Annotated in this window: 18 protein-coding genes; 14 read left to right on the forward strand and 4 right to left on the reverse strand. The window is 47.2% G+C overall.

What is annotated here, in order from left to right; genetic code table 11:
• The first annotated feature begins 126 nt into the window (after positions 1-126).
• The 7 genes from JHJ32_RS18185 to JHJ32_RS18215 all read left to right on the forward strand — a co-directional run bounded on the left by JHJ32_RS18185 (position 127) and on the right by JHJ32_RS18215 (position 6,093).
• Entirely contained in the window at positions 127-1,248 is a 1,122-nt protein-coding gene (locus JHJ32_RS18185) for a phosphotransferase enzyme family protein (RefSeq protein ID WP_079715661.1), read from the forward strand.
• Between the two features lie 32 nt (positions 1,249-1,280).
• Positions 1,281-1,925 carry a carbohydrate-binding family 9-like protein gene (locus tag JHJ32_RS18190; RefSeq protein WP_200121947.1) on the forward strand — a complete coding sequence of 215 codons (645 nt, stop codon included), beginning with the start codon at positions 1,281-1,283 and terminating at the stop codon, positions 1,923-1,925.
• Positions 1,926-2,063: 138 nt separating this feature from the next.
• Positions 2,064-2,312 (forward strand): type B 50S ribosomal protein L31, encoded by a 249-nt coding sequence (locus JHJ32_RS18195; protein ID WP_079715663.1) that lies wholly within the window; start codon positions 2,064-2,066, stop codon positions 2,310-2,312.
• Positions 2,313-2,688: 376 nt separating this feature from the next.
• Complete coding sequence (gene tpiA, locus JHJ32_RS18200) at positions 2,689-3,456, forward strand: triose-phosphate isomerase (protein WP_079715664.1); 768 nt, start codon at positions 2,689-2,691, stop codon at positions 3,454-3,456.
• Positions 3,457-3,475: 19 nt separating this feature from the next.
• The gene (prmA, locus tag JHJ32_RS18205; RefSeq protein WP_200121948.1) at positions 3,476-4,318 is read left to right on the forward strand and encodes a 50S ribosomal protein L11 methyltransferase; all 843 of its coding nucleotides are present in this window, start codon (positions 3,476-3,478) and stop codon (positions 4,316-4,318) included.
• A gap of 2 nt (positions 4,319-4,320) precedes the next feature.
• Positions 4,321-5,679 carry a UDP-N-acetylmuramate--L-alanine ligase gene (gene murC / locus JHJ32_RS18210; RefSeq protein WP_079715666.1) on the forward strand — a complete coding sequence of 453 codons (1,359 nt, stop codon included), beginning with the start codon at positions 4,321-4,323 and terminating at the stop codon, positions 5,677-5,679.
• Positions 5,680-5,754: 75 nt separating this feature from the next.
• On the forward strand, positions 5,755-6,093 hold the full coding sequence (locus JHJ32_RS18215; RefSeq protein ID WP_079715667.1) for a helix-turn-helix domain-containing protein: 339 nt from the start codon (positions 5,755-5,757) through the stop codon (positions 6,091-6,093).
• Positions 6,094-6,289: 196 nt separating this feature from the next.
• Here the strand turns inward: JHJ32_RS18215 and JHJ32_RS18220 are convergent, their stop codons facing one another.
• From JHJ32_RS18220 to JHJ32_RS18235, 4 genes are all read right to left on the reverse strand, one after another.
• Complete coding sequence (locus JHJ32_RS18220) at positions 6,290-6,478, reverse strand: hypothetical protein (protein WP_233632744.1); 189 nt, start codon at positions 6,476-6,478, stop codon at positions 6,290-6,292.
• A 96-nt stretch (positions 6,479-6,574) separates the two neighbouring features.
• The gene (gene scpB / locus JHJ32_RS18225) at positions 6,575-7,135 is read right to left on the reverse strand and encodes an SMC-Scp complex subunit ScpB (RefSeq protein ID WP_079715669.1); all 561 of its coding nucleotides are present in this window, start codon (positions 7,133-7,135) and stop codon (positions 6,575-6,577) included.
• A 21-nt stretch (positions 7,136-7,156) separates the two neighbouring features.
• Positions 7,157-8,281: a cyclic dehypoxanthinyl futalosine synthase gene (gene mqnC, locus JHJ32_RS18230; protein ID WP_200121949.1), complete on the reverse strand. Its 1,125-nt coding sequence runs from the start codon at positions 8,279-8,281 to the stop codon at positions 7,157-7,159.
• A gap of 58 nt (positions 8,282-8,339) precedes the next feature.
• Complete coding sequence (locus tag JHJ32_RS18235) at positions 8,340-9,485, reverse strand: PQQ-dependent sugar dehydrogenase (protein ID WP_200121950.1); 1,146 nt, start codon at positions 9,483-9,485, stop codon at positions 8,340-8,342.
• Between the two features lie 166 nt (positions 9,486-9,651).
• Between JHJ32_RS18235 and JHJ32_RS18240 the strand changes: the two genes are divergently transcribed.
• The 7 genes from JHJ32_RS18240 (at position 9,652) to JHJ32_RS18270 (ending at position 20,143) form a co-directional block, all read left to right on the forward strand.
• A complete protein-coding gene (locus JHJ32_RS18240; RefSeq protein WP_139378534.1) occupies positions 9,652-10,233 on the forward strand; it encodes a sigma-70 family RNA polymerase sigma factor in 582 nt (193 codons plus the stop codon).
• Between the two features lie 60 nt (positions 10,234-10,293).
• Positions 10,294-11,337: a FecR family protein gene (locus tag JHJ32_RS18245; protein WP_079715673.1), complete on the forward strand. Its 1,044-nt coding sequence runs from the start codon at positions 10,294-10,296 to the stop codon at positions 11,335-11,337.
• Between the two features lie 407 nt (positions 11,338-11,744).
• Positions 11,745-15,245, forward strand: coding sequence for a TonB-dependent receptor (locus JHJ32_RS18250; RefSeq protein WP_233632745.1), 3,501 nt, complete (start codon positions 11,745-11,747; stop codon positions 15,243-15,245).
• A 19-nt stretch (positions 15,246-15,264) separates the two neighbouring features.
• Positions 15,265-16,983: a RagB/SusD family nutrient uptake outer membrane protein gene (locus JHJ32_RS18255; protein WP_200121952.1), complete on the forward strand. Its 1,719-nt coding sequence runs from the start codon at positions 15,265-15,267 to the stop codon at positions 16,981-16,983.
• A gap of 6 nt (positions 16,984-16,989) precedes the next feature.
• Entirely contained in the window at positions 16,990-17,979 is a 990-nt protein-coding gene (locus JHJ32_RS18260) for a sugar phosphate isomerase/epimerase (protein WP_200121953.1), read from the forward strand.
• Positions 17,980-18,114: 135 nt separating this feature from the next.
• A complete protein-coding gene (locus tag JHJ32_RS18265; protein ID WP_176146098.1) occupies positions 18,115-19,425 on the forward strand; it encodes an MFS transporter in 1,311 nt (436 codons plus the stop codon).
• Positions 19,415-20,143 (forward strand): (Fe-S)-binding protein, encoded by a 729-nt coding sequence (locus JHJ32_RS18270; protein WP_200121954.1) that lies wholly within the window; start codon positions 19,415-19,417, stop codon positions 20,141-20,143. The genes JHJ32_RS18265 and JHJ32_RS18270 overlap by 11 nt, the downstream gene beginning before the upstream one ends.
• The last annotated feature ends 35 nt before the right edge of the window (positions 20,144-20,178 follow it).

Raw genomic sequence — 20,178 nt, forward strand, 5'->3', positions numbered from 1 at the left:
ATCGATAGTGGGCTTTTTTTGATAAAATCACGCAAACGATTGCTTGTGGAAAAGCTATTGTTTTTACTGGGTGAATTTGCATATTGCGTGTCATTTTGAACGCATAAAGCCGATTCAGTTATCGCTATGAGCAATTTTAATCCACAGCAACTCGCTACGCTAGCAAAACAATTCATTATTGAAGGCGATGTGCTCAATGTGCTGCCGTTTGGTTCAGGACATATTAATGATACGTACCGTGTACATGTGCGTGGAACGGGAAGCGATTATTTGCTTCAGCGAATCAACCATCACGTCTTCGGTGATGTGCCGGCGCTGATGCAGAACATCATGCGGGTCACGCAGCATTTAAAACGGAAATATGACTCCTTTGGCGGTGATAATCTGCCCGTAGCGGATCGGGTATTGACGTTAATACCAACAGAAGCGGGGCTGACTTATCATCGAGATGAGGCAGGCAACTTTTGGCGGATGTTTATCCTGCTTGCCAACACACGAAGTTACGATATTGTAGAGACTCCGCTGCAAGCTAAGGAGGGGGGGCGTGCATTCGGGCAATTTCAACGGCTGTTATCCGATTTGGATGCTCACCTTATTCATGAAGTGTTGCCTGATTTCCATCACATTGGCAAGCGGTTAGCTAAACTGGACAGTGCCATCGCTGCTGATCGGGTAAACCGGGTATGCCGGGTAGCTGACGAAATAACGTTTATAAAACGCCGCGAAAACCGCATGCATACCCTATTAAATCTTGCAGCTGCCGGGAAGTTGCCCCTGCGTATCACGCACAACGACACGAAATTTAACAATGTTTTACTGGATGTTCATGATCGTGCACAATGCGTAATTGATTTGGATACCGTAATGCCGGGATATGTGGCCTACGATTTCGGCGATGCGATTCGCACCATCATCAACAGTGCAGCCGAAGATGAAGCCGATTTGCGTAAGATCACATTGAATATCCCGTTGTTCGAAGCCTATACCGCCGGTTATTTCGAAGAGGCGGATTCTTTTTTGACCGCGAGTGAAGTCAACTCGTTGATAGAGGGCATACTGCTGTTACCTTATATGCAGGCTGTGCGGTTCCTTACCGATTTTCTCGAAGGCGATCATTATTATAAGACGCATCACGCCGATCACAATTTGCAGCGTGCTAGGGCACAGCTCAAATTGGTTGAGCTGGTTGAAGCCCACGAACATGTGCTGCAGGACTGCATTCATCGGACAGCGGGACGTTATACGTAGCTGGGTTTGTAGCGAAGTCAATAGGAACACATATGAAAGGACTGGTCATACCTTTTCTGGATCGGGTAAACTACCATTCATCTACGGATGAGGTGTTGGCGGCTCTCGCCGGTTTGAGTGCCTTCAGGTTGGATGAAGTGGCTTGGTCGGATTATCCATATAAACCGTCGGTGTATGTCAAGATAGCCCATACAGCGGATAGCCTGTTGCTGGTATATCAGGTCAGCGAAAAACATGCCATCGCGAACCGCCGGAACACGAATGATCCTGTTTATAAGGATAGCTGTGTAGAGTTTTTCGTATCTTTCGACCATGTGCATTATTACAACATCGAGTTTAACTGCTTGGGAACAGGATTGATCGGGTATGGCCGCGAAGCCGAAAACGAGCGGTCTCTGTTGCCGAGGTCCCTTGTCGAACGTATACATACGGATAGTCACATCGTAACGAAACAAAAACATGGCGAAGACACCACATGGCGACTCGTGCTGAATGTGCCGTTTAGCGTATTTGATGCGCACAGCATCAAATCCCTGGCTGGCATGCAGTGTACAGGGAATTTTTATAAATGTGGCGATGAACTGCCCGTGCCGCATTTCGTTTCGTGGAACAGGATTAATCACCCCACACCCAACTTTCATGTGCCCGGATGTTTTGGCGAATTGTTTTTTCAATGACCGCTATGTCTGTCGCTCAGAACGGTATAGAGCATCTCATTGCTATGAAAAATATTTATCAGCGAAATAATTGGAAATTAAAATCATATTAGCTACTTTTGCACGCTCAATAACGCATATTAGTAACTCATAGATAAAATGAAGAAAGACTTGCATCCATCGAATTATAGGTTAGTGGTTTTCAAGGATATGTCAAATGACTATGCTTTCATCACGAAATCATGCATCGATACGAAAGAAACCATAAAATGGGAAGATGGCAATGAATATCCGTTGGTGAAACTTGAAATTTCGCACACTTCCCACCCTTATTATACCGGAAAAATGAAATTGGTCGACACTGCAGGACGTATCGACAAGTTCCGTAACCGTTACAACAAGAAATAAGGCAGGCATTAGATTAATGATATTGGTCCCGATATTTTATCGGGACTTTTTTATTTTAGCCGTTCTAAATGGAGACCTATGCATGTCGTTCTATTTAATCAGTCGGATAGGCGGGACGGGGATTTATCCATTGAAACGTTGGGCGGCCGATTTGTGTATCGGTATGACCCCTATTCTTCGGCTCAGGGGGGTATCGACGTTTATTCCGGGTTTTTCATGGAGTGGGGCCGGAGGGGTTCGCGACCTGTTGACTTGTCAAATTCTTAGGGGTCACGATGTTGGAGTATCAACGCGCGGATCGTACATTTGACGAACAGAAAGGTGTTGTGGCCAGGGGTTGCTAAATAATTTATTTAATCATTTATACATTAAAATCATGCGAAAGAAAATTGTAGCCGGAAACTGGAAAATGAACCTCGACTTTCAACAGGGGATAAGTCTGTTTTCCGAGATTGTCAATATGGCCAAGGATGAGGTGGTCGGCCAGCAGCAAGTAGTTGTTTGCAGTCCTTTTATCCATCTACATGGCATTGCGCAGCTGGCTAAGGGAACTTCCCGTGTAGCAATAGGTGCTCAAAATATCTATTTCGAAGAAAAAGGCGCCTATACCGGAGAAATATCGGCTACTCAGGTAAAGTCCGCAGGTGCTGAATACGTGATTTTAGGTCACTCAGAGCGCCGTGCGTACTTCAATGAAAGCGACGAACTACTTAGTAAAAAAGTAGATGCTGCTTTATCACATGGTTTAATTCCGATTTTTTGTATTGGCGAAACACAGGAAGAACGCGAAGCAGGCCGTTACTTTGATGTCATCCGTGGTCAATTGGAAAAAGGTGTCTTCCATCTTCCGAGCGAAGTGTTCAACAAGGTTGTACTCGCTTACGAGCCCGTGTGGGCTATCGGCACTGGGCTGACCGCAACGCCCGAGCAAGCGCAGGAAGTGCATGCATTTATCCGCCAACAAGTGGCCGGACAATACAATCAAAGCGTTGCCGACCAGTTGACAATCTTGTACGGGGGAAGCTGCAATCCGAAAAATGCACCGGAATTGTTCGCGCAAGCGGATATAGATGGTGGCCTTATCGGGGGCGCATCCTTGAAGTCCCGTGATTTTATTGATATCGTCAAGGTATTCAATAACTGAACGGAAAGGCGATTGTTTCATGAAATACAGCGCGATTATTTTCACCTGCAATGGTGGTGAAGATTGGCACCAGGATCTGCTGATTGATAGCTTGGCTCATATGGGATTCGATACCTTCGAGCCCCGAAATGATGGGTTTGCGGCGTATATTGCCTCTGAACAGCTTGATTTACAAGCTTTGGAGGCATTGTTGATAAACCAACCCATGGGATTTCAAGTAGATTATCAGGTGCATGAAATACCGTCGCAAAACTGGAACGCAGTCTGGGAGGGCAATTTCGAACCCGTTGTGGTAGCAAATCAATGTTATGTGCGGGCGACGTTCCATCAGCCACCAGTCGGGTACCCGTATGAAATCATTATCGACCCCAAGATGGCCTTTGGTACAGGGCATCATCAGACCACCGCTTTGATGATACAGTACATGCTGGAAACAGCGTTCGAAGGGAAGACGGTGCTGGATATGGGATGTGGTACAGGGATATTGGCGATATTGGCAGCGAAGCGTGGTGCATCCCGTGTTCTGGCGATTGATAATGACCCGGTGTGCGTAGCCAGCGTCGAAGAAAACAAAGTGCTGAATGGCGTCCCTGGTATCATTGCCTTATGCGGTTCGGTTGATTTAATGGCCGACCAACTTGTGGATGTCATATTGGCAAACATCAATCGTAATATTCTGTTGGATCAAATTGCGCAATATGCCCGCTCGTTGAAACCAGATGGGATGCTATATATGAGTGGGTTTTATGACGGCGATGATTTAGCACTGCTTAAAGCCGCCGGTCTCCAGCATCAGCTGATCTACGAGCGTCATAAGCAGCAGGATGGTTGGGTAGCAGCACGGTTTATTAAAAAAGAATAGTTATGCGTGTACACTTTATTGCTATTGGCGGTAGCATTATGCACAACTTGGCCATTGCACTGGCCAAAAAAGGGTATATGGTGAGTGGTTCTGACGACCACATCTATGAACCGTCGCGCACCAACCTGGCCAACGAAGGGTTGCTTCCCGAACCAGGGTGGGATCCGGCACATATTACGGCCGATATCGATGCCGTAGTATTGGGAATGCATGCAAAGGCTGACAATCCCGAATTATTGAAGGCGAAGGAGTTGGGTGTCCGTATTTATTCGTATCCGGAATTTATCTATGAGCAAACGATGGATAAAACGCGGGTCGTGATAGGGGGGAGCCACGGCAAAACGACCATCACCAGTATCATTATGCACGTGTTAAAATCCATCGGGCGGGATTTCGATTACCTGGTGGGCGCTAAACTCGATGAATTTGAGTACATGGTACGCCTCACCAAAGATGCGCCCCTGATGATTATCGAAGGTGATGAATACCTGGCCTCGCCCATTGATCAACGCCCGAAGTTCCATTTATACCGCCCCCATATTGCCTTGATCAGCGGCATCGCCTGGGATCATGTCAATGTATTTCCAACGTTTGAAAATTATGTGACCCAATTCAGGCTCTTCATTAAAAGTATCGAACCCAAAGGCACATTGGTCTATAATAAAGAAGACAAACGGCTTCAAGAACTTGTACTCGAGGACCAATCTAAGATCAACAAACATGGCTATCGCACCCCGGAATACACTATCAATAAAGGAATCACATATATGCATACCCACTTGGGCGATATCCCGCTGCAGGTTTTCGGCCGGCACAATTTATCTAATATCGCAGCGGCATTTACGGTTTGTGAGTGGTTAGGTGTTGAGCGCGAGGCATTTTATGAAGCAATAAAACAATTTAAAGGGGCTTCAAGGCGTTTAGAATACGTTGCCAGCAATAATGATAGTGTGGTTTACCAGGATTTTGCCCATACGCCCACCAAATTAAAAGCAAGTATACACGCCCTTAAAGAGCAATTTCCGGGCAAGGCATTGGTGGCTATTATTGAGTTGCATACATACAGCAGCCTTAATAAGGCATATTTGAATGAGTATATGGATACCATGCAGGAAGCAGAGTATCCGGCGGTATTCATCAATCAGGAAGGGTTGAAACAGAAAAATGCCGAGGCGATCTCGGAAGATGCGCTTAAGAAGGCGTTTAATCAACCCAATTTGATATATTTCAACAGTATTGATGGCATGAAACAGTATCTTGTGGAAATGGACCCGGCTGGAAAGAATTTATTGTTTATGAGTTCAGGAAATTACGGTGGTGTGAATCTTGTTAATTTTGCCGATAAATTTTTGTATAAATAAAAAATATTAATTACATTAGATTTCCAATTAAAGAAAGCATTAGATAGTCATTAAGTTTCAACAATCATCTTACCAATGAATGCATTAGGAAAAAAAATCAGATTATTACGACACCAAAAAGGGTGGAGCCAGGAAGATGTAGCCAAGCGATTGGATATATCGATACCGGCTTTCTCCAAAATCGAAACCGGCATCACGGACGTCAACTTATCCCGGCTAGACCAGATATCCAGATTGTTTGGCTTGTCTGTAGTACAACTGTTAGCTACAAACGACTCTGAAGAAGAGAAAAAATATATCTCAGAATTGGCGATCGCCAACAAAAAACTCCAGGAACGGGACGCGGAAGTAATCGAGCTGCAGAAAAAAGTGATTGAACTTTACGAACTATTGCATAAAAAAGCGGCAGAGTAGTTTTTTATTGCAAATTCTTTCAATAACCAAACACATCTACTATCATGACGCGGGTCATACATAGTAGATGTGATGAAGTAGTATGGATTCAAAATGGGCTTCAGTGCTGCTACTCCGGCAAACGAAGCAGCTTATCGAAGCCTACATTTGTGGTGTCAGGTAAGGGTTTACTTTCAATATGTGAGGGTGTTTTTTGTCAAAAATCATCGTCGTCATCGAAGTCATCGAACTCATCCAACGAGTCAAACTCATCCAACTCAAAATTATCCTCATCCTCAAAAAGATCGTCCGAATCGTCATCATCATCGGGCCCACCGTCAAAAGCGACCAAAACGTCATCCTCCATAATCGCTAAATCATTGTCGTGCATCATTGGCGTTTTCATAATCATCATTAAAAGATATTGTTGTTTTATTCAGGATAAAAATAGCAAGTTTTTGATTTTAAAACATTTTTTTTAAAAAAAATATCTCCCTCATCCTCATTCGCTTATCTCACCTATGGCGTTGTCTTCCTGGATGATTTCTTTGAGCTTTGGCAGGCCGGCTGTGTTGGTTATACCAAAGTGATCCATAAATAAATCGCTCGTGCCATATAGCAGAGGTTTGCCCAGCGAATCGGCTTTGCCAACTATCTTGATAAGTTCCTTTTCCAGCAGTCGTTGTATGGAATAGTCGCAGTTAACACCGCGGATCTGCTCGATTTCCAATTTGGTAATTGGTTGTCGGTAAGCGATAATGGCCAATGTTTCCAGTGCAGCTTGGCTGAGCTTTTTTTTTGCACGGTGCGTTTGGAGCTGGTTGACCGTTTGGTAATAATGCTGTTTGGTCAAAAATTGATACCCATTGTTTATGGTTTTCAGTTCAACCACATATTCCTCTTGGAGGTAACGGACCCGAATCGACTCCAATGCCGCTTCAATCATATGTTCTTCGATATCCGTACCTGTGGTTGACTCGAGGACTTGTTTAATTTCTGATATGCCGATGCCATATTCGGAAGCGTAAATAAGGGCCTCAATTTGTTGATTCAAGTTTTCCAAAATCCAATCCTTTGTGGGCGATTAATAATTGATAACTTGTTCTTCCATGGCCTCCGGCAATTCCCTGAATTCGTATTTCTGTGTGCGTAACTGCGGTTCGAACCCAGCTTCGCGGATAGCATCTTGAATGGATTTAGAAGTAAACCGATGGGGAGCGCCGGCTGCTGATACCACGTTTTCTTCTATCATGATGGACCCAAAGTCATTGGCTCCGGCATGTAGGCAAAGCTGAGCCACGCGTTTTCCGACGGTGAGCCACGAAGCTTGGATGTTCTTAATGTTGGGCAACATAATCCGGCTCAGCGCTATCATACGGATGTATTCTTCGCCGGTGACATTGTTGCGGATGCCACGAAGGCGCTTAAGCAGCGTGCCATCATCCTGAAATGGCCACGGAATGAAAGCGATGAAACCATAAGCCCCTGCGGGGCGCTCTTCCTGTACTTGCCTGATCCAGACTAAATGCTCAAACCGCTCGGTGAGCGTTTCAACATGCCCAAACATCATGGTCGCCGATGTGGGCAGGTTAATCTGATGGGCAGCACGCATCACATCCAACCATTCCTGGCCGCCACATTTACCTTTTGATATAAGCCGTCTTACCCGGTCATGTAGGATTTCCGCACCGGCTCCCGGCAACGAATCGAGGCCGGCATCCTTCAGCGCACGGAGTACATCGATATGGCTCATGCCCTCCAGCTTGGCAATGTGCGCCACCTCGGGAGGCCCGAGCGAATGCAGCTTCAGTGTCGGGTACAACGATTTCAATTCCCGAAAGAGATTGGTATAGAATGCCAGTCCCAAATCGGGGTGGTGCCCCCCCTGTAAGAGTAGTTGATCGCCACCATAGCGGAATGTCTCTTCGATTTTCCGCTTATAAGTCTCGATGTCGGTGATGTAGCTGTCTTCATGCCCCGGCCTGCGGAAAAAATTACAGAACTTGCAGTTGGCAATGCATACGTTGGTGGTGTTGACATTACGGTCGATTTGCCAGGTCACTTTGCCGTGAGGAACTTGTATTTTTCGTAACTCGTTTGCTACGTACGATAAGTCGGCTATCGTGGCATTGTTGTACAAATGGATTCCTTCGTCAATGGAGAGAAACTCGAATTCCAACGCCCGGCTTAGCAATTTGTCAACATTCATGAACGCAAAGATACGCAGTTTTTGATAAACGCAACAGCTTTTTGAAACGCGTTGAATTTTATTCGACTGGAACCAATTTTAGCAGCATACCAGGCCCCTCAGTGAGCACCGTGATAAAGCCATCCGTATCTTGCGCGATATGGCGTACGCGCCCGATACCGGCAAGTAGTCGCTCCTCATGCTTGTAGATGCCATTGGTCACTTCAATACGTGCGATGTGCGTTTGCGCCAATGCTCCGGAAAATAGGTTGCCCTGCCAGTCCGCATAACGGTTGCCGGTGTAATACAATAATCCACAGGTGGCAATGGACGGCGTCCAATAATGGATAGGTTGTTCCATGCCTTCTTTGGTTGTCAATTCTGAAATGATTGCGCCACTGTAATCGATACCGTAGGTAATTATCGGCCAGCCGTAGTTCTTGCCTTTTTCGATGATGTTGAGTTCATCACCGCCGCGGGGACCATGCTCAGTTGCATAGAGAATACGGTTTACAGGGTCGTAGGCCATGCCCTGTATGTTGCGGTGTCCATACGACCAAATACTCGGCTTGGCCGCCGGATGATCTATGAACGGGTTGTCGCTCGGTATCCGGCCGTCGTCATGCAGCCGGTGTATCTTGCCCATATCGTTGGTGAGGTCCTGTGCATTTGCTTTGATGCCCCGTTCGCCCGTGCTGAAGTACAGATAGCCGGCCTCGTCAAATACAATGCGGCTTCCGAAGTGTACACCGGATGTTGATAGGGGGGTGGTTTGATACAGTGCTTCAAAGTCGATAATTTCGTTGCCTGTCAATCGGAAGCGGGCTAGTGTTGTACTGCCCCCTTCCTTTCCAGGCCGGGCATAGGTTACATATATCCATCCATTTTTAGCATAATACGGATGGAGCTGGATGTCCATCAGTCCGCCTTGCCCACGTTCGTAGACTTCCGGGAATCCCTTGAGTTTTTCTGTCTTGCCAGGATCGTTTCCCAGCGCGAGTATTTCGCCCTTCCGTTCGGTAACGAGTACGCGACCATCCGGCAGCCACACCATTCCCCATGGATTCTCAAGTCCTGTGCGAAGTGTATCAATGCGGAAGCTTGCTTTCTCAGACGTTATCAGGCGATCCGCAGTAACTTGTTGGTCGCTTTGTTGCCCATCGCCGGCACATGCCGGACACAGTACAGCTATAGCAGCTATATATAATAGCCATGGCGTTTTCATGCTTTATGTTTGTGGTTGTCTATCAGTCAAAGATAGGAATATCTGTCGTTTTGATCGGACTATCGTCGAATGAAAGTTATCGCTTATTTTCGTGAATATTTAATGCCCCCTTGCAAATTTGTAATCAAAATGTTAAGTTTGTATAACCAATTGTACAAGAGCCTTGTTGAACAAACCAAACATTGAAACGGACGCTGAATTGCTGGAACGCATAAGCAAAGACGACCAAGTGGCTTTCAAAGCGCTGTATAAGCGGTATTGGAAAAAATGTTATATGTTGGTTTTGAGGCGCTCGGGAGATACAACATTGGCAGAGGATTTGACGCAAAGCATTTTTGTTTCGTTGTGGGAAAAGCGCCGGTCTTCGATGGTCAGAAATGTGGGTGCCTATTTGGCAGCTGCCGTACGTTTTCAGTTTATCTCGTACCTGAAATCCCAATTCCATGAAGATACCTATGTGCATCATTTGCAGCGCGAACAAAGTGATTTGCAAAATCCGGTGGAGGTCTCTATGCGAATAAAGGAATTGAATGAGGCAATAGACAAGGGGGTAGCCATGATGCCGCCCAAAACGAAAACCGTCTATACGCTCAGCCGCACCGAGCATTATTCCGTGAAGGAGATAGCGCGCAAACTAAACCTGTCTGAAAAAGCGGTGGAATACCATATCACGCAATCTCTCAAGATGATGCGTTTGGCATTGAAGGACTTTCTTCCCATTGCCTTATTTTTTCGGGAAATTTTTTAAAATAGTTTTAGGGATTTCGCCGTTTTGATAGACACCCTATATACCTATAGGTATTTATCAATGAGTAGGGAAAACTTTCACCGTTTATTGCAGCGCTACCTTGATGGGCAATGTACGCCTGCTGAACAACAGTTGGTGCATCACTGGTATGATATGCTGGATGAACACCAAGAAATCAATCCGGAAAACCTGGATGCCATCGAAGATGCCATTTGGCGTAAAATACACCAGCAGATGAATGCCGGTTTGCCGGAAAATAAGGCAACGGTGCGTCCGTCAACCTTCTCATCAAAGCGGCTGCGCTTATGGTTGGCCGCCGCTGCTGCAGTGGTGTTTCTCATCGGGGCTGGTATATTCATATACTTAAGGATTATTTGTTATCCGGTTAGCCCTTCGTTTGCAACCGATCCCATGCCGGATGGGCAGGTAATCACGGTGAAGAACGACACCGAATACCATATGAATATCATTCTACCCGATGAGTCGTTGGTTGAACTTTACCCGGGGGCGTTGCTCGAATACCCGAAACGCTTTAAAGAAAAAAACAGGGAAGTCCGATTGGCTGGCGACGCATTTTTTGCTGTGGCTGCTAATTCGGAAAACCCATTTTGGGTTTTTCACGAAGGGATGATCACAAAAGTGCTGGGGACCAAGTTTAAAATCAAGGCTCCTAAAGGAAATGCCAACGGCGAAGTGATTGTTTATTCAGGTAAAGTAGACGTATTTTATAATCAAGGTAGCCGCAACTTGGTAAAACGAATCCTTGCTGCTCCGGAGAAAGCATCCATCACCACTAATCAGCGTGCGGTACTGCAATCCAAAACCATCGAAGAAACCGTCATGGAAAACCCTTTGCCGGTTCGCGAACAGGTGGATGCTATCCGAAATGAAACGTTTAAAGACATTCCGATGACGACGTTGGCAAAAACACTTAGCGACCTTTATGCACTGGACATCGTGGCAGACAGTAGCTTGGCAGGAATCACCTTTACAGGGGATATCAGTGGTATCGGGCTTTTCAAGCAACTCGATATCATCTGTATGGTCACCGATACGCAGTATGAGACCCAAGGCACCACGGTTTTTTTGAGAAACAAACATTGACCCAATAAACACAAATTTTATCCCAAACACACTAATTGTAAACGATATGAAAGACGATAAGACTTAACTCATTAACTAATTACCGGCAATAAAGAAGTATTGCTGCCTTATTGTACCAAACTTGTTGTTCGTAGTGCGCTTGGCATCACCAAAGTGCTGAGTGCTGTTTTTTGACCATTCCCACCGACAGATGGTGGGGCAAGGGGTACTTACGCCCATTAAACAAACACAATTATGAAAAAACCAGAGACATAGCCTTAAAAAAAACCGGCAATATGGGGGTATTGCCGGCTACATCCGGAAGTGATGTTTTCCGGAAATTTTACAGTTCAAGAAATCTGTTTAACGAACCATAATTTTTCAAAAGTATGAAAAAAGAACGAATTGTTGCTTTAACCAAGATAGCGATGAGACTAACCTTTTTATATGCCCTCACTACATTGACTGTGGCATTTTCCACCCATGCTAAGGAGGCTGATGCACAGGGTGTTTTAGATAAAAGGATCGCATTTTCTGCCAAGCGTATTACCATCAAAGAAGTGATAGCAGCCTTAGAGGAGCAATCGGAAGTACATTTTATCTACAGCTCATCTGCTATCAAGGCTGATCGAAGGATTAAAGTGCCGACCATTCAGGGGGCGTTGTCCGACGTGCTTGAAGGGGTATTTAAACCTGTAGGAATTACGTATAAAGTAGCGCATGATAAAGTGCTGCTGTTCAGTATGGTCCAAGATTTTACGATTACCGGAACGGTAGTCGATGCCCAGGACAATGCACCCATAGTGGGCGCTGCCGTTAAGGTAAAAGGGACAACCAGAGGTACCAGTACCAATGATAACGGCCAGTTTTCGCTGGTTGTCAATCCTGGCGAATTGGTTGAGATAAGCTATATTGGCTTTGCCGCGCAGGAATTTACGGTAGACAAGGACAAACAAGTTTATAGCATCAGTTTGCGTCCATCACTTAGTACCTTGGACGAGGTGGTTGTCACCGGCTATTCCGCACAGCGTGTAAAAGATGTGACAGGCTCCGTGGCCGTTGTTGATGTCAATCAACTCAAGGCACAGCCGGTAGCCAGCCCTGTTGAGGCCTTGCAGGGAAAAGCCACGGGAGTCCAAATCATCAGTGACGGTGCACCGGGGGCTACTCCGCAAATCCGTATCCGTGGCTTTAGTACCATCAATAACAACGATCCGCTCTATGTCATCGACGGCGTACCTTACGAAGGAAAGCTGAGTTGGCTCAATCAGAACGACATTGAAAGTATGCAGGTACTGAAGGATGCCTCTGCCGCTTCTATCTATGGAGCGCGTGCAAATAACGGTGTGGTCATTATTACCACCAGGAAAGGGGCCAAAGGAGCACCGCAAATTTCGTTGGATATGTACTACGGTACACAGAATCCCCGGCGGGAGGCTTTCCCCGAAATGATGAACCCGACACAGTATGCCAATTATCTGTGGCAGTCCTTTGAAAACAATCCTAATTTTACGCCGGGCACTTCGGAGACTACCGGTAACAATTACAGGCTGGTAGACGGCGTTATCCAACTGCCAGAATATCTGGTAGCCGGGGCAGCCACTGGCCATAACGTAACGGCGGCCGATGCAGATCTGGCAAATTACAACTACAGCCGCGACCCGGGTACGTTCTATCAAATCACACGAGCCAATCATGCAGGTACTAATTGGTTTGAAGAAATGACACGCAATGCACCAATACAAAGTTATCAATTGAATGTGAGCGGGGGTGGGGAGGCCGCCAGTTATTCGATCTCCGGTGGGTACATGGAGCAGCAAGGTATCGTCAAGCACACGAATTTTGAGCGATTCAATGTGCGTTCGAATACCACTTTTTCGGCATTAAATGAACGGGTGCGTTTCGGCGAGAATCTGCAATACAGCTACGAGGAGTTTTTCGGTGTAGGCGTGAATCCTAACGTGGCGGGAGATTACCAGGGTGAAGGCAGCGCATTGGGATTTGCATACCGTATCCCGACCATCATACCGGTTTATGATGAGATGGGCAACTTCGCAGGTAGCCGGGGCGATAAGCTTGGCAATGCGCAGAATCCGGTAGCCATGTTGTACCGCGCCAAAGACAATAAACGCCGCCGGAATTTCTTCTTCGGCAATGTGTTTACCGAAGTGGATGTAGTGACCGGCCTGACCGCACGTACCAGTTTCGGATTGCGGTATGAAAACTACAACGGAATGAATATCGGGTATCCTAATTTGGAGTTCTCAGAAGGCAGCAATGCCAATAACCTAGATGAATGGCAAGGCTTCTCGATGGATTGGACTTGGACGAATACGCTCACTTATAAACGGACGTTGGGCGGCCTACATGATCTGACGGTGATGGCTGGTACGGAGGCCATTCGTTCAAATGCACGCGAGCTGGGGGGCGCCAGAAACGACTTCTTTTTGTTGGGCAACCTGGATTTTTATTACCTCTCGCGGGGAGCCAGCAATATCAGTAACAGAAGTTCGGGCAGTATTTGGTCCATGTTTTCCATTTTCGGTCGGGCAGATTATTCGTTTAATAACCGCTACCTGCTCAGCGCCACAGTTCGGCGGGACGGATCTTCAAACTTCGGCCCCGAAAATAAATACGGTGTGTTTCCAGCGGCCAGTGTGGCATGGCGTGTTTCCGAGGAAACATTTCTCAATGATGCCGAATGGTTAACCGATTTGAAGCTGAGGGCTGGCTATGGCGTAACCGGCAACCAGCGCATTCCGGGATTCCAGTATCTACGCCGCTACGAGGTCTCTATCCCGTCGGCGTCTTACCCGATGGAGGGAAGTGGGCTGACGACCGGGGTATGGCAGAATGCGTATGACAATCCTGCCGTCAAATGGGAGCAGGTAAACTCGTTGAATCTCGGTGTGGATTTTACGCTGTTTGACGGTCAGTTCGACGGTGTGTTTGACTGGTATACCCGTAAAACGACGGACATGCTGTATCCGGTGCCACTCCCTGCGGCAGCAGGGGGTATGGGCAGTTCGCCATTCATCAATATTGGCGATATGGAAAACCGGGGCGTTGAATTGTCTTTAAATTACCACCATGGCCAGCGAGACAACCGTCCTTTCCAATTTGATGTGGGCATCAATTTTACTAAGTATACCAATAAGGTTGTGTCCCTGGCGCCCTCGGTTACGGAGCAACTGTATGGCAATTACCGCAGCTTGCAAACGACAATCCTTCGGCCTGGTGCGCCTTTCGGGTCGTTCTTTGGCTACCGGTTAGCTGGGATTTATCAAAGTGCTGAAGATATCGCCAACAGTCCATCGTATGACGGCGCGCGGGTAGGAGGCCCCAAATACGCTGATCTTTCCGGTCCGGATGGCACACCGGACGGTGTCATCAGCCCCTTTGATCGTACCATTATTGGCAACCCCCATCCGGATTTTTTGTACTCGCTGAGTTTAGGCGCCCGGTACAAGAATTTTGATATCAACATGTTTTTCAATGGTTCACAGGGCAATGATCTGTATGAAGCTACCCGATATTTTACGGATTTCAGCACGTTTGACGGCTCGGCCAGCGTACGCATGCTGGACACCTGGAGTCCATCAAATCCTACAGGTACGGTCCATTCGCCATACCGTGGTGCTTCCGACTTCGAGCTGGCCTCATCCAGCTATTATGTGCAGGATGGCAGCTTCTTCAGGATGAAAAACCTGCAGATCGGATATAACTTCCCTGGGGGGAGCCTGTTCCAAGGAAAAGTCAGGAACTTACGGGTGTATGTAAGTGGCACCAACCTGTTTACCATCACCAAGTATACCGGATTGGATCCCGAGGTGAGCCAAACTAACAGTACTTTTTCGGCACTCGGTGTTGATTTCGGGATATATCCGGTCGGTAGGCAGTATCTATTGGGTCTTAGTGTAGGGTTTTAACATGTTAAGGAGCGAACAAATGAAAAAGTTGAAAAATAATATCATCTGTCTTACATTAGTTGGTGTATTTACCGCTTGCAGCGGTGATTTTTTGGAACGTGTGCCACAGGGCGAACTGATTACCGCTCAATTGGAAAACCCGGAAGGGGTAGAGGCGACCTTAGTGGGGGCTTATGCATTGTTGAATGGCAACGTGAATGGAACGTGGGGAAACTATGCGTCAGCCCCGAGCCAATGGCTGTTTGGTGAAGTAGCGGCAGATAATGCCCACAAAGGCAGCAACAATGGCGATCAGCCGAATATGAATCAAATTGAATCGCACCAGGCTATCAGTACCAATGACAACCTGGCGGTGATGTGGAGCCGGTGTTATGAAGGTATCGCACGGTGCAATAATACGCTGCGTCTGCTGAATGCGGTACAGGCCGGTTCAGGGGAGCGGCTTAGCGATAGCCGGGCTACCGAAATTACTGCTGAAGCGCGGATGCTTCGGGCCCATTATTATTTTTTCTTGAAGCGGGTTTTTCGCAACGTACCCTATGTGGATGAAAATACGGCGACAGCCGACGCGGTGACCATTCCTAACAATACGGATGTATACCCACAAATCGAGGCAGACCTCCGTTTTGCTGTAGACAATTTGCCGCCTGATAAACCGCTTGGCGAGATAGGTCGTGTCGATCGGATAGCGGCACAGGCTTATCTCGGCAAAGTGCTGCTATACCTGGGGCGGCATAGCGAAGCGCTACCCTTATTTGAAGCTGTGATGGATGCTAGGCCTGATATCACCACCTTGCCTTTTACAGACAACTTTGATGTCACCCGAGAAAACGGTCCGGAATCGATATTTGCTGTACAGCACGCCATCAACCCCGATGGAAGCGGTGACAATGCTAATGTGGGCGACATGCTTGGAGGCTTTTATGGCAATGCACCGGTCAATTGCTGTGGTTTTTTTCAGCCTACATTTGATTTGGTTAATGCTTTCCGTGTAAACGCAGCAGGCCTTCCAATGCTGGACGGAAGTTACCGTACCAATGCCTATACCTCGGATTTCGGGCTTACCGGCAATGCCAAAACGAATTATGCAGTGGATCGGACAATCGCTTTCGATCCTCGGTTGGATTATACCGTTGGCCGTCGTGGTGTTCCCTTCCGGGATTGGGGCATTATGCCGGGAGACAGCTGGATCAGGGACCCGGCCTATGCAGGACCGTTCGTCGGCGCCAAGCACATGATTGAGCAGTCGCAATTCTCTACGCATGCCGTGCAAGGCACCCTGCAGATTACCGGGCTCAATGTCAATCTTATCCGCTTGGCTGATGTGTACCTGATGGCCGCTGAATGCCAGGTGGAGGCCGGTAATCTCGGAGAAGCGTTGGCGTTGGTTAACGCTATCCGTGAGCGCGCAGCACAGTTGCCGGGCAAGCAAGTGAATGGAGCGCCGGCGGCAGCCTACAACGTGCAGCCTTACCCGTCGTTTCCCAATGCCGACTACGCACGTGATGCCATACGTTTCGAACGGAGACTTGAACTGGCGCTGGAGGGGCACCGTTTCTTCGATTTGGTACGTTGGGGCATTGCCAAAGAAGTGTTGGAAAGCTATTCGGCGTTTGAAGGACAGTTGCTATCGGCCTACCGCGGTTTGGTTTTCCAACCCCGGAATGAGTATTTCCCAATTCCGCAGGAGCAGATAGACCGAAGCCAGGGCGCATTGGTACAACACGACGAATATTGATGACTTATGATATCACGGAAAAGATTTATTCGTAACATAGGCGCTGGGATTGCCGCAACGGTGGCATCCCCAGCCATATTGCCGTTGTTTTCCTGCGACGGGCAGGAGTCCAAAGCGGAAGAAGGCGGTAACGGGTTATTCTTTAAGATTTCATTGGCAGAGTGGTCTTTGAACCGGTTGATTTTTGGCGGGCAGTTAGACCACCTGGATTTCCCGTCGTATGCTAAGGAAAAATTCGGGATAAGTGCCGTGGAATATGTCAATCAGTTTTTTAAGGATAAGGCGGAGGATCAGGCATACCTCAAAGAGATGAAGCGGAGGTGTGACGATCAAGGTATTACAAGCGTGCTTATTATGTGTGACTTAGAGGGCGATTTGGGGGATGCGGATGCCATTAGTCGCAAACAAGCCGTCGAAAACCACTACAAATGGGTGGAAGCCGCTCAGTTTCTGGGGTGCCACGCTATCCGTGTGAATGCCGCAGGAAGGGGGACAGCCGCCGAAGTCGCCCAACGTGTCACGGAGAGCCTCCGGCAACTGGCTTCGTTTGCGCAGGATTATGGCATTTCCGTCATCGTAGAAAACCACGGTGTTTACTCTTCCGATGGGATATGGCTGAGCAAAGTGATGCAGGATGTGGCGTTGCCCAATTGCGGCACCTTGCCGGATATCGGCAACTTCTGTATCCGCCGGAGTGAGCCGTCGGAGCAAACCATCGAGGCCTACCTGGCTGCCGAATGCTTAGAAGAATATGATCGTTATAAAGGCACCGAAGAATTGTTGCCCTTTGCAAAAGGCGTGAGCGCGAAGACATACGATTTTGACAAACAGGGAAATGAAAGCAGCATCGACTATAAGCGGATCCTAAAGCTCATGCGTGATGCCAGATTTAGTGGATATGTGGGCATTGAATATGAAGGGCATAACCTTCCGGCCGATGAGGGCATTGCAAAAACCAAAGCCATGCTTGAGCGGTTGGGGCAGGAGATGGCATAGGCCAATTGAAGATTAACTATTAATACAAACACGCAGATGGGGGTGCCTGAGGCGTAATGGCTGTTCAGCCCCCCTTTTTATTGGAGGGTTCCCCCGAACCTAACTATTTCCTATCTTAGCCCTTTCAATGACATCATGGTTACATCTAAAAATCACAAACCCACTATACGGGCGTGGGCTATGTTTGACTGGGCAAATTCTGCATATAATTTGGTCATCACTTCCACGATTTTCCCGGCATACTACACGGCCATCACTTATACGGAAGCACACGGAGATCGGGTTGAATTCTTTGGATTTCAGGTGGTTAATACTGCATTGTCAAATTTTGCCCTGTCGTTTGCGTACTTGTTCATGGCGGTGATTTTGCCGATATTATCATCGGTAGCTGACTTCAAAGGCAATAGAAAGATGTTTATGATGGCATTTACTTACCTGGGAGGGGTTGCCTGTATGGGACTATTTTTTTTCAAGCTCGAAACACTTGAATGGGGGATAGTCTGCTTCACATTAGCCGCCATGGGATATGTAGGGGGCGTCTTGTTTAATAATTCATACTTGCCACAGATAGCTACAGCAGATCAGCAGGATCGCGTGAGTGCACAGGGATTCGCTTACGGTTATGTAGGATGCGTCGCCATACAGATTATTTGTTTCGTTTTTATCCTTAAGCCGGAGTGGTTTGGAATTACTGATCCCAGTTTCGCACCCAGGTTGTCGTTTTTGTTGGTCGGCGTGTGGTGGATAGGTTTTGCTCAAATACCGTTTGTAAAATTGCCGACAGACGCGCGTAATGGGCAGCGTGTCACCAGCCAGGTGTTGCGCAAAGGGTTTGCTGAGTTACAGGATGTATGGAAGCGGGTCAATGAAATTCCTCAGATCAAACGATTCTTGCCGGCCTTTTTCTTCTACGCGATGGGCGTACAGACGGTCATGATTGTGGCAGCTGCATTCGGCGAAAAGGTTCTTCACCTTGGGGCACCCAAACTTATTGCGACCATCCTGATTATTCAGCTCGTCGCAATAGGCGGTGCTTACCTGATGTCGTTATTGGCCCGTTATATCGGGAATGTGCGTGTATTGATGTTGGTCGTCTGCGTTTGGATAGGGATATGTGTTGCCGCTTATTATATCGATAGCGAAACGCAATTTTATATATTGGCCGCGTTAGTAGGTTTAGTGATGGGCGGTATTCAATCGCTTTCACGCTCTACGTATTCCAAGCTGTTGCCTGCAGGCGAAGCGGATACGGCGTCGTTCTTCAGTTTTTATGAGGTGACCGAGAAAATAGGCATCGTAATTGGTTTGTTTTCGTTTGCGCTTATCGAGCAACTGACGCGTAATATCCGTTATTCAGCGTTGTCGCTAAGCCTGTTTTTCGTAATGGGGTTGATTTTATTGTTTAGGATGTTGATATTGAAAAAGCCGCTTGAAAATGATCGTTGAATTGTTCATCCCCTGTTTTATTGATCAGTTGTTTCCCGAGACTGCGTTCAATACTATAAAGGTATTGGAGAAAGCGGGATGCCGGGTAACGTACAATCCGGAGCAAACCTGCTGTGGCCAGCCTGCATACAATGCGGGTTTCTGGGACGAGGCAAAGCAGATAGGCCAAAAATTTTTACATGATTTTTCTCCTGATCGGGTTATTGTGTCGCCGTCAGCATCGTGCACCGGTATGATTAAAAACGCATACAATGATTTGTTTACCAATACGATGGTACACAACCGCTGCAGAGCTATCCAGGGAAACATCCATGAGCTGTCGGATTTTCTTGTAAATATCCTTAAAAAGGACTATTTTGGAGCCGAATTGGAAGGACGTGCGGTATACCATGATTCCTGTTCGGCGCTGCGCGAATGCCGCATCAAAGATGAACCACGGCACTTACTGAGCAGGGTTGATGGCTTGGAATTGGTCGAGATGAAAGATACCGATGTGTGTTGTGGTTTCGGCGGTACGTTTGCGGTAAAGTTTGAAGCGATATCCAGCGCCATGGCCGAGCAAAAGGTACACCATGCGTTGGAGATGGAGGCGGATTTTATCATATCCACGGATTCGTCGTGTTTATTACACCTCCAGGGGTATATAGACAAACACAAATTGCCTATCAGGACCATGCATCTGGCCGATGTGTTGGCTCATGGCTGGGGAAATATCTGATAGGACAATGTTTACAAAACCTAATTTATAGATTA

It is taken from the genome of Parapedobacter sp. ISTM3, from assembly GCF_016533505.1.
Taxonomy (GTDB): domain Bacteria; phylum Bacteroidota; class Bacteroidia; order Sphingobacteriales; family Sphingobacteriaceae; genus Parapedobacter; species Parapedobacter luteus.

Coding starts and splice junctions, on each gene's coding strand:
- JHJ32_RS18185 (WP_079715661.1), top strand. CDS start 127: ATGAGCAATTTTAATCCACAGCAACTCGCTACGCTAGCAAAACAATTC.
- JHJ32_RS18190 (WP_200121947.1), top strand. CDS start 1,281: ATGAAAGGACTGGTCATACCTTTTCTGGATCGGGTAAACTACCATTCA.
- JHJ32_RS18195 (WP_079715663.1), top strand. CDS start 2,064: ATGAAGAAAGACTTGCATCCATCGAATTATAGGTTAGTGGTTTTCAAG.
- tpiA (WP_079715664.1), top strand. CDS start 2,689: ATGCGAAAGAAAATTGTAGCCGGAAACTGGAAAATGAACCTCGACTTT.
- prmA (WP_200121948.1), top strand. CDS start 3,476: ATGAAATACAGCGCGATTATTTTCACCTGCAATGGTGGTGAAGATTGG.
- murC (WP_079715666.1), top strand. CDS start 4,321: ATGCGTGTACACTTTATTGCTATTGGCGGTAGCATTATGCACAACTTG.
- JHJ32_RS18215 (WP_079715667.1), top strand. CDS start 5,755: ATGAATGCATTAGGAAAAAAAATCAGATTATTACGACACCAAAAAGGG.
- JHJ32_RS18220 (WP_233632744.1), bottom strand. CDS start 6,478: ATGAAAACGCCAATGATGCACGACAATGATTTAGCGATTATGGAGGAT.
- mqnC (WP_200121949.1), bottom strand. CDS start 8,281: ATGAATGTTGACAAATTGCTAAGCCGGGCGTTGGAATTCGAGTTTCTC.
- JHJ32_RS18235 (WP_200121950.1), bottom strand. CDS start 9,485: ATGAAAACGCCATGGCTATTATATATAGCTGCTATAGCTGTACTGTGT.
- JHJ32_RS18245 (WP_079715673.1), top strand. CDS start 10,294: ATGAGTAGGGAAAACTTTCACCGTTTATTGCAGCGCTACCTTGATGGG.
- JHJ32_RS18250 (WP_233632745.1), top strand. CDS start 11,745: ATGAGACTAACCTTTTTATATGCCCTCACTACATTGACTGTGGCATTT.
- JHJ32_RS18255 (WP_200121952.1), top strand. CDS start 15,265: ATGAAAAAGTTGAAAAATAATATCATCTGTCTTACATTAGTTGGTGTA.
- JHJ32_RS18260 (WP_200121953.1), top strand. CDS start 16,990: ATGATATCACGGAAAAGATTTATTCGTAACATAGGCGCTGGGATTGCC.
- JHJ32_RS18265 (WP_176146098.1), top strand. CDS start 18,115: ATGGTTACATCTAAAAATCACAAACCCACTATACGGGCGTGGGCTATG.
- JHJ32_RS18270 (WP_200121954.1), top strand. CDS start 19,415: ATGATCGTTGAATTGTTCATCCCCTGTTTTATTGATCAGTTGTTTCCC.